Origin of the sequence: Paenibacillus sp. y28, from assembly GCF_037137075.1 — a bacterium.
Classification (GTDB): domain Bacteria; phylum Bacillota; class Bacilli; order Paenibacillales; family NBRC-103111; genus JBBBNV01.
Genome location: NZ_JBBBNV010000049.1, coordinates 1 through 13,714, shown reverse-complemented (window position 1 = coordinate 13,714; position 13,714 = coordinate 1). Strand labels below are relative to the sequence as shown.

Annotated in this window: 12 protein-coding genes and 1 pseudogene; 8 read left to right on the top strand and 5 right to left on the bottom strand. The window is 47.2% G+C overall.

Annotated features, from left to right (window positions below):
- Nucleotides 1-107: 107 nt before the first annotated feature.
- The 3 genes from WBG83_RS21550 to WBG83_RS21540 form a co-directional block, all read right to left on the bottom strand.
- Complete coding sequence (locus tag WBG83_RS21550; protein WP_336747443.1) at nucleotides 108-476, bottom strand: hypothetical protein; 369 nt, start codon at nucleotides 474-476, stop codon at nucleotides 108-110.
- Nucleotides 477-3,709: 3,233 nt separating this feature from the next.
- Nucleotides 3,710-4,786 carry an XRE family transcriptional regulator gene (locus WBG83_RS21545; protein WP_336747441.1) on the bottom strand — a complete coding sequence of 359 codons (1,077 nt, stop codon included), beginning with the start codon at nucleotides 4,784-4,786 and terminating at the stop codon, nucleotides 3,710-3,712.
- Nucleotides 4,776-5,390, bottom strand: coding sequence for a hypothetical protein (locus WBG83_RS21540; RefSeq protein ID WP_336747440.1), 615 nt, complete (start codon nucleotides 5,388-5,390; stop codon nucleotides 4,776-4,778). The genes WBG83_RS21545 and WBG83_RS21540 overlap by 11 nt, the downstream gene beginning before the upstream one ends.
- 332 nt (nucleotides 5,391-5,722) lie before the next feature.
- On the opposite strand from WBG83_RS21540, the gene WBG83_RS21535 reads away from it, so the two are divergent.
- The 5 genes and pseudogenes from WBG83_RS21535 to WBG83_RS21515 all read left to right on the top strand — a co-directional run bounded on the left by WBG83_RS21535 (nucleotide 5,723) and on the right by WBG83_RS21515 (nucleotide 10,164).
- Nucleotides 5,723-6,670, top strand: a complete 948-nt coding sequence (locus tag WBG83_RS21535; RefSeq protein ID WP_336747439.1) for a DUF3800 domain-containing protein — start codon at nucleotides 5,723-5,725, stop codon at nucleotides 6,668-6,670.
- Between the two features lie 446 nt (nucleotides 6,671-7,116).
- A pseudogene (gene rpsI / locus WBG83_RS21530) lies at nucleotides 7,117-7,197 on the top strand (30S ribosomal protein S9); the annotation flags it as partial.
- A gap of 210 nt (nucleotides 7,198-7,407) precedes the next feature.
- Nucleotides 7,408-8,100, top strand: a complete 693-nt coding sequence (locus WBG83_RS21525) for a phosphoadenylyl-sulfate reductase (RefSeq protein WP_336747437.1) — start codon at nucleotides 7,408-7,410, stop codon at nucleotides 8,098-8,100.
- A gap of 160 nt (nucleotides 8,101-8,260) precedes the next feature.
- A complete protein-coding gene (gene cwlD / locus WBG83_RS21520; RefSeq protein WP_336747436.1) occupies nucleotides 8,261-9,019 on the top strand; it encodes an N-acetylmuramoyl-L-alanine amidase CwlD in 759 nt (252 codons plus the stop codon).
- Nucleotides 9,020-9,087: 68 nt separating this feature from the next.
- Nucleotides 9,088-10,164 carry a P-loop NTPase gene (locus WBG83_RS21515; protein ID WP_336747435.1) on the top strand — a complete coding sequence of 359 codons (1,077 nt, stop codon included), beginning with the start codon at nucleotides 9,088-9,090 and terminating at the stop codon, nucleotides 10,162-10,164.
- Between the two features lie 50 nt (nucleotides 10,165-10,214).
- On the opposite strand, the gene gerD is transcribed toward WBG83_RS21515, so the two are convergent.
- Nucleotides 10,215-10,910, bottom strand: coding sequence for a spore germination lipoprotein GerD (gene gerD / locus WBG83_RS21510; protein ID WP_336747434.1), 696 nt, complete (start codon nucleotides 10,908-10,910; stop codon nucleotides 10,215-10,217).
- Between the two features lie 149 nt (nucleotides 10,911-11,059).
- Here gerD and WBG83_RS21505 point away from each other — a divergent pair, with 149 nt between their 5' ends.
- Nucleotides 11,060-11,650, top strand: a complete 591-nt coding sequence (locus tag WBG83_RS21505; RefSeq protein WP_336747433.1) for a KinB-signaling pathway activation protein — start codon at nucleotides 11,060-11,062, stop codon at nucleotides 11,648-11,650.
- Nucleotides 11,651-11,690: 40 nt separating this feature from the next.
- Here the strand turns inward: WBG83_RS21505 and pdaB are convergent, their stop codons facing one another.
- Nucleotides 11,691-12,470 carry a polysaccharide deacetylase family sporulation protein PdaB gene (gene pdaB, locus WBG83_RS21500; protein WP_336747432.1) on the bottom strand — a complete coding sequence of 260 codons (780 nt, stop codon included), beginning with the start codon at nucleotides 12,468-12,470 and terminating at the stop codon, nucleotides 11,691-11,693.
- 110 nt (nucleotides 12,471-12,580) lie between these two features.
- On the opposite strand from pdaB, the gene WBG83_RS21495 reads away from it, so the two are divergent.
- Nucleotides 12,581-13,195 (top strand): stage II sporulation protein M, encoded by a 615-nt coding sequence (locus WBG83_RS21495; protein ID WP_336747431.1) that lies wholly within the window; start codon nucleotides 12,581-12,583, stop codon nucleotides 13,193-13,195.
- A gap of 148 nt (nucleotides 13,196-13,343) precedes the next feature.
- Complete coding sequence (locus tag WBG83_RS21490) at nucleotides 13,344-13,559, top strand: hypothetical protein (protein ID WP_336747430.1); 216 nt, start codon at nucleotides 13,344-13,346, stop codon at nucleotides 13,557-13,559.
- The last annotated feature ends 155 nt before the right edge of the window (nucleotides 13,560-13,714 follow it).

Sequence of the window (13,714 nt, the reverse complement as noted above, 5' to 3'; positions counted from 1 at the left end):
TGCCGCCTCGCGTAATCTTAATCCATCATACACTTGCTCCCATCTGACTGCTAGGTGGGGGCTATTTGACGCTCACGAATAAGGCGGAATGCCTGATTTTTTGAAGCTTAGGAGCCTGCTTGGGTGAAATATTTAGTGACGGTCTGCCAAAATTTCCTTTCATCGACCATTGAGGCAGTTGTGAACAATAATAAGCCAAGTACAATAGCACTAACACCAACGGCAAGATTCCGTTCAAATGATACCCATTCTATCATGTAATTTCCTGAATTGATAACAGCTTCTGTCTGGTATTTTTCTATATCAAATGTAGCGGTGGACGCCGGATCTTCAAAAATGTTGCTGATTGGGTCGAACAAGGAATTAGTCATTTCAGCGGCGCTTTCCTTAACATCATTGTAGGAAGATACTAAAGAAATTCCAATAATGAAAATGATGATTGCTATAACTTTAAGTGGTGTTATGCGTTCTCTCATATTGAAGCATCACCTCGTCTGTTCTATATTTTTAATTTTATAGTACGTGCATACTAGAATATAGTTCCGCAATTCAACTCAGTGATCGAATTTATGTTAGGGATTCATACAAAACATAACGCCTGAACAATGGAACGCTCCGGGGAAGTGCCCCGTCGATTCGACGCTATTTCCGCCCGGCCGTGTGGCCCCGATGTTTGCCGTCCGGCTTGACTCAACCTGTAGGCATTCACCCATGGGCGGCCGTTGTGGCTCCATGGGGGTTCTCCCGGTCCTTCTCTCCTTGGTGCCGCCGTATATCGGCGCGAACTGGTGCCCTGTTGCCGTTATTTGCTGTCGGGCATGAGTTGTCTGAGTGCCGCTGCTGCCGGCTGATCGGTCGCTTACCAAGTAGCTCATTTTCCTGGCGGCAGCGCGGGCAGTGATCTTTCGTCGCGCTGAAACGCGCCACGCTGTCGAATCGTCCCACAAGGCCAAACGGCGGGCGTGGGAGCGAGTTGATAGGCTGGACTATGCCGGGGCCGTCTGAAGTTTCGGGCCGTCAGCCTTGCCGTGGGTGCCGTCTGGGCGTATCTTTCCGATTGGGAGCGAATCCGTCAGCGACAAGGGCGAAAAACCGCGCGTTCCAACGGTAGCAAGCCCAACCGGCTTTGTGTCGTCTGCAGCCCTGCTATTTTGAAGCGTTACTACGGCGTCGAGTTGTCCGGAACAGCCGCAGGCGCGGCATAGGCAGGTCGTGAGCCCGCTGTCGCGATCATCAAGACGGAACGACGATCCAGCCCTCGCCGCTCAGTAGCGCATCTAAGAGCCTGGTCGCTCCTGTTCCTGCATGGTGAAGCCAGTCGGTTTGAAGCCCTCCGCAATGACCGTTAAGGCAAGACGAGAATCACGGTATTTGGGCCTTCCCGGTATTTGTATTCGTGCAGTTCTATAAGGGGCGAGCACAAGCAGCGGCGCGGCGCAAGAAGGGGGGGGCGGAGCTGTTCTCTGAGTTGGCCTGCAGCCCTACGGGATAGCCGGGCGAGTGGAAACGCTCGATACGTTGGCAGCACGCAAAGTAGCCCAGGAGCCGTGAGCGGGCGGTGTGGCGGGGCTCTGCTTCAAAGGCTGAGAAATGCTGAGGCCGCCGCGCTCGTCCGCTATTCCGGTACCCCTTCCCGAAGCTGTTGTCGATCTACTTGTTTCTGACCGGACGATTTTCACGATGCTGAACCAGTTGTAAGCCCGTCTGCTGCCGGGTGGTTGCTGTGGTTCACAGGACTCTTCCGAAACAGCAGGCTCAATCAGGTACGTTTTTCGGCACCACTCGGGGACAGGTCGCTGTTTGCGTGCCGAGCTCGCCACCGGGTGCAGCTCGATTCCAGCACGGTGTCGGCGGGCTTGATTGGTTCGCAGGCTTCACGGTCGCCCTTTTCTGGTGGGCTTCGCATGACCGGGAAGAAGCGATCCCTTTGTTGAACGCATTGCGCTGACCTTTTGGAACCACGATGCTGACCAAGGAGAGGCTACCGGCAGTTGGGATTGAACACGGCGAGATGGAGAGCTAGGCGCTTTCGCCTGTTGGGCTCAGGGTTGACTATTGCAAAAGGAATGGTACGCGCTGGACGGCGGAGACGGCTCGGGAGGCGGTCAGAGAAGCGATTCAAACACAGCCAGGGGAAGGGACGGCGAAAGTGTCTGGACAAGCGAGACGGCCTGACAGCGGATAGCTGCGGGCGAGAGCGGAGCGCATACATCTGCGGGAGCCGCGGCGAATCCTGCTACTGCCGTCAGTTCGTGCCGCGAACGGGCTGGCTCAGGTGTACACGGAGTTGGATCGGGCCACTGCCGCTGGCTACGGCCTGGTCATAGCCTTCAGGATGGTGGGGAGAGCCCGCCGAAAATTCGCCGCCTGCAGAAGCTGCACCTGGTGGCTCTATCTCTCGTGTTAACCGATTAGCAGTTGGAACGCGGCCCCCGACATGTGGTGCGGTCTTAGAAAGCATCAAGCTTCATGCTATGGCGCGAGCGTTCCCTATTCTTTTGACTTTTCATCATTTGAGGAACGATTTTCATGTTCAATAAGTTCAATTAATCGCTTCGCATATTTAGGCAAAATTCGTGCGATAAGTCAATGCAGATTTTTCATGGCTTCAGGAGACGGCTGATCTGTTCGGGGATCCTCGTTTTCTTTCAAGTAGGTGCACCTCCTCCAACGATTATTATTATCCCCTTTTCGAGGATGATAAATATGTGGGTTTTCAAGGAAAAACACTGTATTGAAAGTCATTCAGTGACTGCACCCTGCTCATTGTGGCATTATGAACATCCATACGATTTATGCCGATGCGCCCGGCGCGGAGCGGGAGCAGATTCGGGTGTCGGAGTTGTCTGCGCCGGAGCTGATCCGGTTGTTTATGGAGCTGCTGGGATGAAGCAACTCGGTTCTAAGGAGACGGCTGTCAGGGGAGATTATCGAGCAGCGTGCGGAGCGGGGGTTCGGAGCTTTCGTTCTAACCAGCGGCCGCGAGTCGACGCTGCTGCAGGGTAAATTCGCCGAGTTCCTGTCCCTGACCGGCAAGAACGCCGCCAAATGCTGCAGCGTCTGTTTCGTCTGGAGAGAGTACAGAGATGCGCTGATGGCGCGGGTGTCGACGGCATGCCAGGCCGCTTGCGAGGCCGTGGTCCAGTTGCAGCAACTCGTCAGCACATTCGAGTTGCAGGAAGGGCAAGTCTGCCTGATGTGCGGATTGCTTCATCCGAATCCGAACGTGGCCTTGGCAACCGGTGACCATGCGAAGCGATCGCGGCAAAAGGAGGGCGCAGCGTCAGCGGCCCCTGCGGGGACATCGTAAGCCGTGAAGCTGCCGGGCGAGCCGTTCGCAGGAGCCCGGCATCGTCCGCCGAGAGCACTGAGCGGCGAGAGTAGGCGGAGCAGAAGCTGGAATATCACATCCGGCTGATGGCCCAACAGGAGGAAGTGCTAGAAGAGCGGCTGCCCAGCTTGGAGTTCGCTGATCTCGGGCCCTCAGATGATGCTGGCCTCAGAGCGCCGCTTGTTAGCTGCCGGTAGCTTCATCCGTGTCCACATCTCGCGGCTGCCTATGTCGGCGGCGCTGACGGAGCAGGGCGGCTGGCTGGGGTGGAATTATTAAATAAATTACTGCGTAAATGTGAAATTAAAATGATTCCTGTTTATTTACCCCATCAAAATGATAGAAAAGCCCAGGTATTTTGGCCCAGGGCTTTTATAACTATTTTGCTTTTGTTACGAGTCTCAAATGATGTACCTTTTTTAAATACAACGATTGAAATTCAGCATTGTTCAGACCTATCGCCATGCTTAAATCCAAAGGTGAATAGCTCAATTCAGTTTGGTGTACTTCAATAATGTCATCCAGCAAAGTTGGATTTTCTTGAGGAGGGGTCAGTTCCAGAGGCTCCTGATTCCTATATCCGGCGGTCCCCATTTGCATCCATAAATACCGAGAATATCTCTCCGTTACCTTCCCGAGGTCCCCAGCTCTTTTAAGTAAGGCAGCCATGGAAACCTTCCAGTACATCTTTAAAGCCGCCAATTTCTTCAGATTAAGATCATAAAAAGAAGATTGGATGTCTGCTCTTGGCATCAGAAACTCGGATGCAAATTTGTCTGCTTGCTCTTCAATATCTTCGTTATTGCTCGGAGGAACTCTGTGCATGATTAAATGACCGATTTCATGAGCAAGTGTAAAACGTATTCGATCCATTGGTCTCGAGTAATTCATAAAGATGAGCGGCGGTACCCCTGGATGGGACACGCTTATACCATCAATTTTCGCGCCTTCAAAGTCGAAAGGCACTATTATTGCGCCCATCTCTTCGGCAATTTGAACTAAGTTATCTACCGGACCCTTTGGTATTTTCCATGCAGCACGGACTGCTTGGGCAATCGATTCAATGTTGTACTGATCAGGATCCATGAAGAAATAGTTGTGCTCTCCAAATTCCACAGACTTTAATAATGATGAAATCTCCATCCGGCGCAATTCCAGTTTTGCGTAAATTTTATTGAGGGCTTTCTGGGGAACGCTTTGACGTTTTCTATGGTAGAACTCGCTTAAGCCTACGCCATAAATTCGCTCGGTTCTCTGAAAAAAATGCACCGGATAGTCGAGCACACTAGAGATAACTTCAATATCGGAATCAGATAAGGAAAGCAATCCATTTTCAATTTTAGATATTTTTCCTTGAGAGAATCCGGAGAGCTTTGACATTTCAGTTTGACTTATCCCACGTGACTCTCTGGCCAGGATAACCATTTTATGATTGTATTTCGTTTCAGTTTGCATTTACTTCACCGCCACCGATGTTTGCTCCCTTTGCAGTAATCTTTCTTCTGGACGGAACATTGACTTCTGGATGAGGAATAAGAACATGTTCCGTAGTAGTTGTTCCTTCTTCTGTTATATCCCATATCCAGAGATTATTGTTGCCATGCCGGCAAGATACATAAACTCCCCCAATTCCAGTCTCAAGTTTATTGAGACGATAACCTATATGCAATAGACCATTTGGTGGCATATCGGGGAATTCTAATTGTTCTACGTCTTGATTATTGAAAGCCAACAGTTGTTGTGTTTCAATTCCAACGGATAAGTTTTTACGATTAAATTTCTTAAATCTTAAGGCGATAGCGCCGTCAATAACAAGTGTAAATAGTCCACGATGTGTTCGGTAGTACGTTCCAGGCACTCCGTCAAAAGCATTCTCGACAGACCTCTTAATCTTATCATGGCAGACTGAAGCTGATGTTCTTAAAGAGTGCTCATGCCTAACCGCGGCATATCTTAGGCCATTGAAGTAATCATTTACACTCTCCACAACAGTTAAAATCAATTTGTTAAGGTGCGGAGTCAAATATTTACGGGCTTCTTCTTCGCTTATCGCGCGCATACGCTGCCTCCTTTCTTTTATTTCTAGTATGCCCATATCGTATCAAATGAATTTGTCAAAATCAATAAAAATTATTCCAAAAATTATTCCTTTGTCTTGATATCTATCTCTGAAGCCAACCCCATTAGCACAAACGCATGTAGCGTATAAAATACAAAAAAACCCAACTCTGCTAACGAAGCGGAGAAGGGTTTTTTTGAGTATAGTCAGCTCTAGCTAACGAAGCGGAGAAGACTATACTCATCCGTATTATTTCTGTATAATCATGATATTATGTATGTGGATGAAAGTCAAGTCATACGTTATCATTTTGGTTATTTGGGATGTGTACAATGATCTATAATATCTATTTCGATGAAGCGAATAAAATTGATCAGCTAGGAAAAGCGAATTCATATTACGGTGCTTATGGCGGCAGTGAGCAGACAATGACGGAGATAACGCAGACGATACAACATATGTATGAAGAAATGGGCACCAAGAGCGAGTTACATTTTAGGGAGTACAATCATGACCAATATTTGAAGAAATATTTCAAGATTCTTCACTACATAATCAATCGGGATGTGAATATCAACATTTTGATTGTCGATAATACAAAAGCTCACAACATTGCTCAACAACTAAATCTTACGATGATGGAGCTACGAAATCTTTTCTATATCAAAATTCCTGAAAGATTGTTCTATGGAGTGACACGTCACTTGCAGGGTCAGGTGGATGTTAACATTAAAATTGATCGCAACGATGAATACGATGCACTAGGACTGCATTCAAAAATCAAAGAGCAGATGAATGCTCACTCTGTATACCGGAGTAAAAGGTACAAAATTGCATCTGTTGAATCGGAAGAATCGCATGAGTCCATCCCCCTGCAAATCATTGATACATTTATGGGGATTGTAGTATTTTTAATGGAACAAAGCTATACAGGGGATTCAAACACGACTTTGATTAAGAGTGACTTGGTGTATCGTTTTTTATCCGAAGGTAGTAATGTAGATCGGTTTATAAAACAGATCAAGTTGTATTTATGGAACGGCAATGAAAATCTGTCAGAACTGTCTGTAGGCGATTACGTATCTCAATTTATGGTGTACAAGGCTCGTTACGATGTTTCAGAAATAGCCAAGCTTCAGGCGATCATGTTGAGGAATCCAGATTTATCAGCAACAGAATATCGTAAGCTAATGGAGTATCCTAATACGTTGGTACGTATGTTGCTAGGGTATAAGGATGAAGTTGAGGGTAGAGGCAGGAATCATTCATTGATGCAGTAGAATGTGAATGTAATTGGGTGCTTCTGATAAACAGCTTTGATTTAGCCGATTTAGCCACTTTAGAGCTTGAATTTGAGATGAAGCAGTTGTCAAATCTGCATCCCTATTCTATGTATTCCTCAAATACGATTTTGTAACGTGACTTTCAAAAAAATGTTGTAGTTGGGAGCCCCAACCTTACGGCGAAGGTCTTTCAAACACCAAACAGCGGAAAGGACTCCTGTATCCTCTCCGCTATTTATATTGTTGCTCATTTTCATTAAGGTATCCGCACCATGTCACCGTCTTCTGTCTTGATGTAGTCCTCCGGATGCGTCTCATGTCTTGGCTAAGTTTGAACAGATCATTACCGTGACCATATCCTGACCATATTCGTATCTGAACCGACCTGAAATAACCCTAACTTGAATTTCATTTCTTCCTATTAATATAGCCTTAACGTAGGGACACGTATGACGACTTTGAAAGAGCGTAAGAAGTACGGCCTCAAAGCTGCTCGTCGTGCGCCTCAATTCTCGAAACGTTAATTATCAATACCAAAGAACCTTTTCTCATTATTTTTTGGAGAAGAGGTTCTTTTTTACTTCTTATTTTCACACCATAAACAACGCACTTTCATACAGTAGCCTATACGGCAGGTATAACAAAACATTTGACATTACCCCCTTGACACATATAATTAAAACTATAATTGAATTCTTATGAATTTACTTGGAATTCTTCAGGAGGCTAAACGAATGAACCTGTTAGAAAAAGAGGCATTGATTCATGATGCTGCTGAATCCTTTGAGAGCAAGTCGCCGCAAGAATTAATTGCATTTGCCATAGAGAAGTTTCCGAATATTACATTCGCCTGTAGTTTTGGAGCAGAGGACGTCGTGCTAGTCGATATGCTCCAGAAGATCAGCCCGAAGACGGATATTTTTTATTTGGATACACACCTGCATTTTAAAGAAACCTATGAGACTCGCGACCGTTTAATGGAGCAATATGGTATGAAGTTTGTTCACGTGCAGACGGATGTTTCTTTGGAACAGCAGGCTGCCGAGCATGGCGAGGCGTTGTGGGAAAGCGATCCGAACCTGTGCTGTAATATTCGAAAGGTAACGCCGCTTACTAATATTTTGGGCAAATATGACGCATGGATTACTGGTATCCGCCGTGATCAAGCCCCGACTCGAGCAAATTCCAAAAAAGTGGAGTACGACACCAAATTCGGTTTGGTGAAATTTAATCCACTCGCGAGCTGGACATGGGATGATGTCTGGAACTATATCCGGGAAAACAATATTATTTACAACCCGCTGCACGACAATTTTTATCCAAGTATCGGGTGTGAGAAGTGCACCCGTCAGGTAATGCCTGGGGAAGACCCGCGTGCAGGCCGCTGGGCAGGCAATGATAAGACGGAGTGCGGACTTCATAAATAAAGGTCCGAGCAATGCTGCGGGAAGGCGTTTGTCCCCGGCCGGAGTGTTCTCAGACCGAGGTTGTTCGGTTCTTGATTAAAGGCATGTCTGAGTGAGCAGAGCAAATCTAAGAATATATGTCCACCTTTGTCCATATAGATGGAACGGGGGTGGATTTTTAATGCGTAAATTCCGCAAGCGTGTAGTCGTTTACTTAAATACCGGCGGTCTAATCAAGCTTGGGTTAAGCGGATTCCTGCTTGTGCTGGCTTTATACCTGCTTACTTATGAATTGCCTTCTACGCGTACCTGGACGTATTGGACGACGCCTTTATCAGGAAAGGTCATTGCACTGGATGCCGGCCATGGAGGGCCCGATGGAGGCGCAGTGAGCGAGAGCGGAGTCATAGAGAAGGACATTAACCTGGCGATATCACTTTATCTAAGGGATTACTTGCAGCAGGCCGGCGCCATTGTTCTTATGACAAGAGAAAGCGATCAGGACTTAGCCGATGCCGATACGAAGGGCTACAGCAAGCGGAAGACGGAGGATTTGCTGCGCAGGGTGGATTTTATACGGAAAAACAAGGCTGATTTGCTTGTTAGCGTGCATTTAAACAGTATCCCGTCAAACAAGTGGTCAGGCGCACAAACGTTCTATAGTCCTCAAAATACAGAAGGCAAAGTATTATCGACCTTAATTCAAGAAGAGCTTAAAGCTAGCCTCGGCAACACGGAGCGATTGGCTCGTCCGGAGAACACAGTGTATCTGCTGAAGGCGACGGAGCTGCCGGCCAGCTTGATTGAGGTAGGTTTTCTGTCTAATCCCGGGGAGGCGAGTCTTCTGGCCACGGAGAAGTATCAAAAGAAGCTTGCGGAGGCGATTTACCGGGGGATCCTGCGATATTGCTCAGGGGAGAAGGTAAACGGCGTTTCTTAAATAAACGGGGCATATGCTATAATTGCAAATGAAAACATACTACTTTAAGTCCCATTTGAGGTGGAAATATGATTACCAAAGAACAAGTATTGGAAGCGTTAAAGCATTTGCAGGATCCTACATACGGGGACAGTCTCGTCGAGCTGCAACTTATCCGGGATATGATGGTTAAGGAAGGGGCAATTTCTCTAACACTTATTCGTTCGTCGCAGGACGAGAGCTGGGAGAACAAAATTAAAGCGGATATAACGGCGGCACTCTCCGAGTACGGCATCCAAGAAGTACATATTCGTGTTCGGGCAATGACCGAGCATGAGCATGGAGAGCTTCAGCGCAAGAAGAATCCGAATGCGGAAGCTGTAAAGACGCAGCAAACGGCAGCGCTGCTTGGACCGGAAGCAACAACCGAGTTTATTGCTATCGCCAGTGGAAAAGGCGGTGTCGGCAAATCGACGGTAACGGTTAATTTGGCCGTTGCATTAGCTCGCAGAGGCAAGAAGGTTGGTATTATGGACTGTGATATCTACGGCTTCAGTGTCCCGGACATGATGGGAGCCGAGGAGCGTCCGCAGGTCGTGGACAATTTGATTGAACCGGTGGAGCGGTTCGGTGTGAAATTGATTTCGATGGGCTTCTTTGTCCAGGACAACGCCCCCGTTATTTGGCGCGGGCCGATGCTTGGGAAAATGCTGCGCAATTTCTTTCATGAAGTAAACTGGGGCGAGGTTGATTACATGCTGCTCGACCTGCCGCCGGGTACAGGTGATATTGCGCTGGACATTCACCAGATGATACCGCAGAGCAAAGAAATTATTGTAACGACGCCCCATGCTACGGCAGCCTTTGTAGCCGCCAGAGCCGGTGCTATGGCCGTTCAAACGGAGCATGAGGTGCTTGGAGTCGTTGAGAATATGGCATACTACCTCAATAAGGATGGAGAGAAGGATTACGTCTTCGGACGCGGCGGCGGCGGTAAACTTGCCGATGAGCTGCATACGGAAATGCTTGCTCAAATTCCGCTTGGCGCACCCGATAATCATCCGGCAGAGGCCGATTTCGCTCCATCGGTATATAAAGCCGATACGGAAATTGGGCAAATGTATTTGAATCTGGCCGACCGCGTGATACAAAAAACAACAAAATAACGATAATGGACCGCAGGAGAAACATTCCGCGGTCCATTTTTCAGTCCAATTTATTTTTGTTCCTCGTTTTGCTGGCCCTCGCCTTGATCTTGCCCTTCCTGACTGTCCTGCTGGCCTTCCCCCTGCTTTTGCTGATCTTGTCCTTGCCCTTTGTCTTTGGCTTGAGTCGATTCCTGAACAGCTTTATTCATTAGCTCCAGCAGCTGCATTTTATAAAGGGGGCTTTGAATGGCTTCTTCCATAAGCGCCTTAATTTGCTGGCGGTACTCGGTGCTTTTTAGAACATCGAATACCATTTTTTCATACTCCGGATTTTTCATGACTTGCAGCAGCGATTTTTGATATTCCGGGTCTTTGATAAGCTGTTTTTGCAGCTCCTTGTTATCCTTCTGAATGGCTTTGGCGAAATCACCGGCAAATTTGGGGTCCTTCATCATTTGTTGAAGAAGCTTGCTTGTATCTGTATTGGTAATCACTTCTTTAACGGCAAGCTGTATCTGCTGCCCATCAGCGGATGAAAGCAATTTAACCTGATCGCCGGAGGACTGGGCGCCGGATTGTGAACCGTTCATGGCTTCTGAAATGAGCTTCTTGCCGTCATCGGATTTCAAAATGTCCAGAACCATCGTTTTCGTATCCTTATAGTTCGGATTGCTGTTGGCTTGTGATTGTCCGCCGCCGCCACAGGAAGCGAGCATAGAAACGAGCAGCAAGAAGGAAAACAGGCGAGATCCCCGTTTTATCATCGTCGGGTTGCTCCTTTCCTTGGATTTGTGTATATTATTTGAATCTTGTCATCGTTTATGAGTGGAGAACGTTGGCTTTTCATTGGCTTTTTATCTGTATCGTTGGTAAAATTGTGTTGATGTTGGGCATAAAGGAAGGGGAAAGCAGGTTGACGATTCGAAGCTGGGTAACATTGTTCTGGACGACGCTTTTTATTGGTTCGTTCGGTGGTATGCTGGCCGGAGTATATTTGCAAATGACCGACCAGGAAGTCATTTTTTTTGGCGGAGCAGCGGCAGGCTACAACCTGTTGGTTATGGGGCTGGCCGGAGGGACAATCAGTATTTTGAGCCAAATGGGCTTTTTCGCATATTTGTCTCTTCGCTTTATAGCAGTCAGCATTTTCAGGCAAAAATATATGTGGAACATTTTACAGATTGCCATTATCATTGTGGCAATATTTGACAGCTTTTACCTGCGATATGACGGTGAGCATTTGGGAGCGTACTTGATTTTTCCCATTACCGTGCTGATCATTGGCTTGGTCGTGTCATTTATCAAAGTAAAGCAAAGCAACAAATCCGCTTTTATTCCTTCGTTATTTTTTACAGTAGGAGCCACAATTATTGAAGCCGTTCCTGCATTAAAGCTAGGAAATAGCGCTTCCACCTTTTTCATGATGGTTCCGCTCATGGCCTGCAATGTATGGCAGCTGCTGCTGCTGCCTCGGCTATTGAAGGGCAAAAAAGAGTTGGCCTAGCCTTATCGGGCTGGTCAACTCTTTTTTTGAGAAGAGCCTCTTACAGAGGCTTCATTGCCTGATCCTCGACTTGATTGGACTTCGTCTGGGTTTGCTGAAGGAGCTCCGAAACTGTAACGAATTCATACCCTTCCGCACGGAGCTTGTCGATAATCTGCGGTAGTGCCTCATGAGTTTGCTGGCAGGAATCGCTGGCATGCAGCAGTACAATATCACCCGGATGCGCTTTTGTCACCACACGCTGGACAATTTTATCTACGCCAGGATTTTTCCAGTCGAGGGAGTCGGTATCCCATTGAATGACTTTATAGTTCAGATCTTTTGCAATCCGCAGCACCCGTTTATCGAAATCGCCGTTAGGCATGCGTATCAGGTTGGGGGATTGACCCGTAACCTCGTTTAAAATTTGGTGAGCGGTTTGAATTTGCTTGCGAATTTCATCGTCGTTCAGGCTGCTGTAATTGACATGCTTGTGCCCGTGGCTGCCGATCTCGTAGCCGGCTCCTACGATTTTTTGGACAATTTCGGGATGCCCTTTACTCCAGGGAGAAGATAAGAAGAACGTAGCGTTTTCCACCTTTTTGTCGGCTAATACCTGCAGGATAGGCTCGGGCCGCTTTTCTCCCCAACTGATATCAAACGTAAGAGCAATCATCTTCTTATCGGTTTCTACACTGTAGATAGCCGATGGTTCGTCAAAGCTGAAGACGGAGACGTTATCCGTTTCTGCATACACAATGCCTGCAGTGAACAGGACGGCTGTCACGATAACCAATATCCTTTTGATTTTTCTGCCGTTCAGCACATAGAAAAAATTCACGGTCCAGTTCCTCCTTCTTGGCGAGGGCTTGTTTTTATTAAACTTTATGCTCGTACTATGCGAAGATATGCATGGCAGTATAGCTGGAAATCATTAGGGGAGGGATATAAGTGGGATTTAAAGAGCTTTTTCTTCATATGGGCGGTATGAAAAAATACATCGGAGCAGCCGTAATGGTATTTGCGACAGGCATATTCCTAGGCTCTGTGTTTGCAAATGAGTATAAGGATTTTGTCATGGCGCAGCTGAGCGGCCTGGGGAAAATAAAAGAGGAGATTGAGGGAAGGGAGTATCCTCAGTTATTGCTGTTCATTATTATTTTTCTCAACAATGCGATCAAATCAGTGCTTGTTGTGCTGTCCGGTGTATTGCTCGGCGTATTCCCGATTGCATTTTTGGCACTGAATGGGCTTGTGCTGGGCTACATCGGTGCTGTCCAGGCTGAACAAGGAATGCTGATGCAGGTTATTAAGGTCATTGTGCCGCACGGCGTATTAGAGATCCCGGCGATTATCCTTGCCAGCGCCTATGGCATGCGGTTTGGGGCTTTATGTTTAAAAGCGCTGGTCGGAGCCTTGTTAGCGCCTGCCCGTGGCGAGGCGGCCCGAAAAGAGCTGAAACAGTTTGTCCGGATGCTGAAGCCTCTAAGCATTTTGCTGGTGCTTGTATTGCTGGTGGCTGCGATTATTGAGAGCACATTCTCCTACTGGCTCGCAGGAATATAAATGGCAAAATGTGAGCATAACATTAAAGCGGTAGATATGGAGCTGCGGATGGCAAAAGACACGGGAGCTGCAATTAAGTGATACAGCAGCGTGTAAGGCTCCCTTTTTATCACTCATCACTCTCGTATAAAGGGGAGCTTTGACGCACATGCTGGGATTTCTTTTTAATCCGAAGGAATGCAAGGAACTGGACTATGTATTGCGTAAAGAGCTGGATGAGATCTTGTTTGATTTGAACGACCATCGGCTCGACGCGGATATGAAGCGCGCAATCGAGTCCAGGTACAAGGTTATATTTCGCATGTACGCCAGAATGGCTTCCCCAAAAGAGCTATCAAGATATGCAAGGCATCGGTTTAGATAACCGGTGCGCTTCATTTTGTTCATAACAAAAAATCATATTAAAGTATTGACATCTGCAGTGAAGATATGGTAAATTAAATCTCGCCGCTAAAACGGCACACATCGACAAAAGCTGCAAGAGCTGCTTCGAGCTTCGGTTCGAAAAAAGAAATTAAA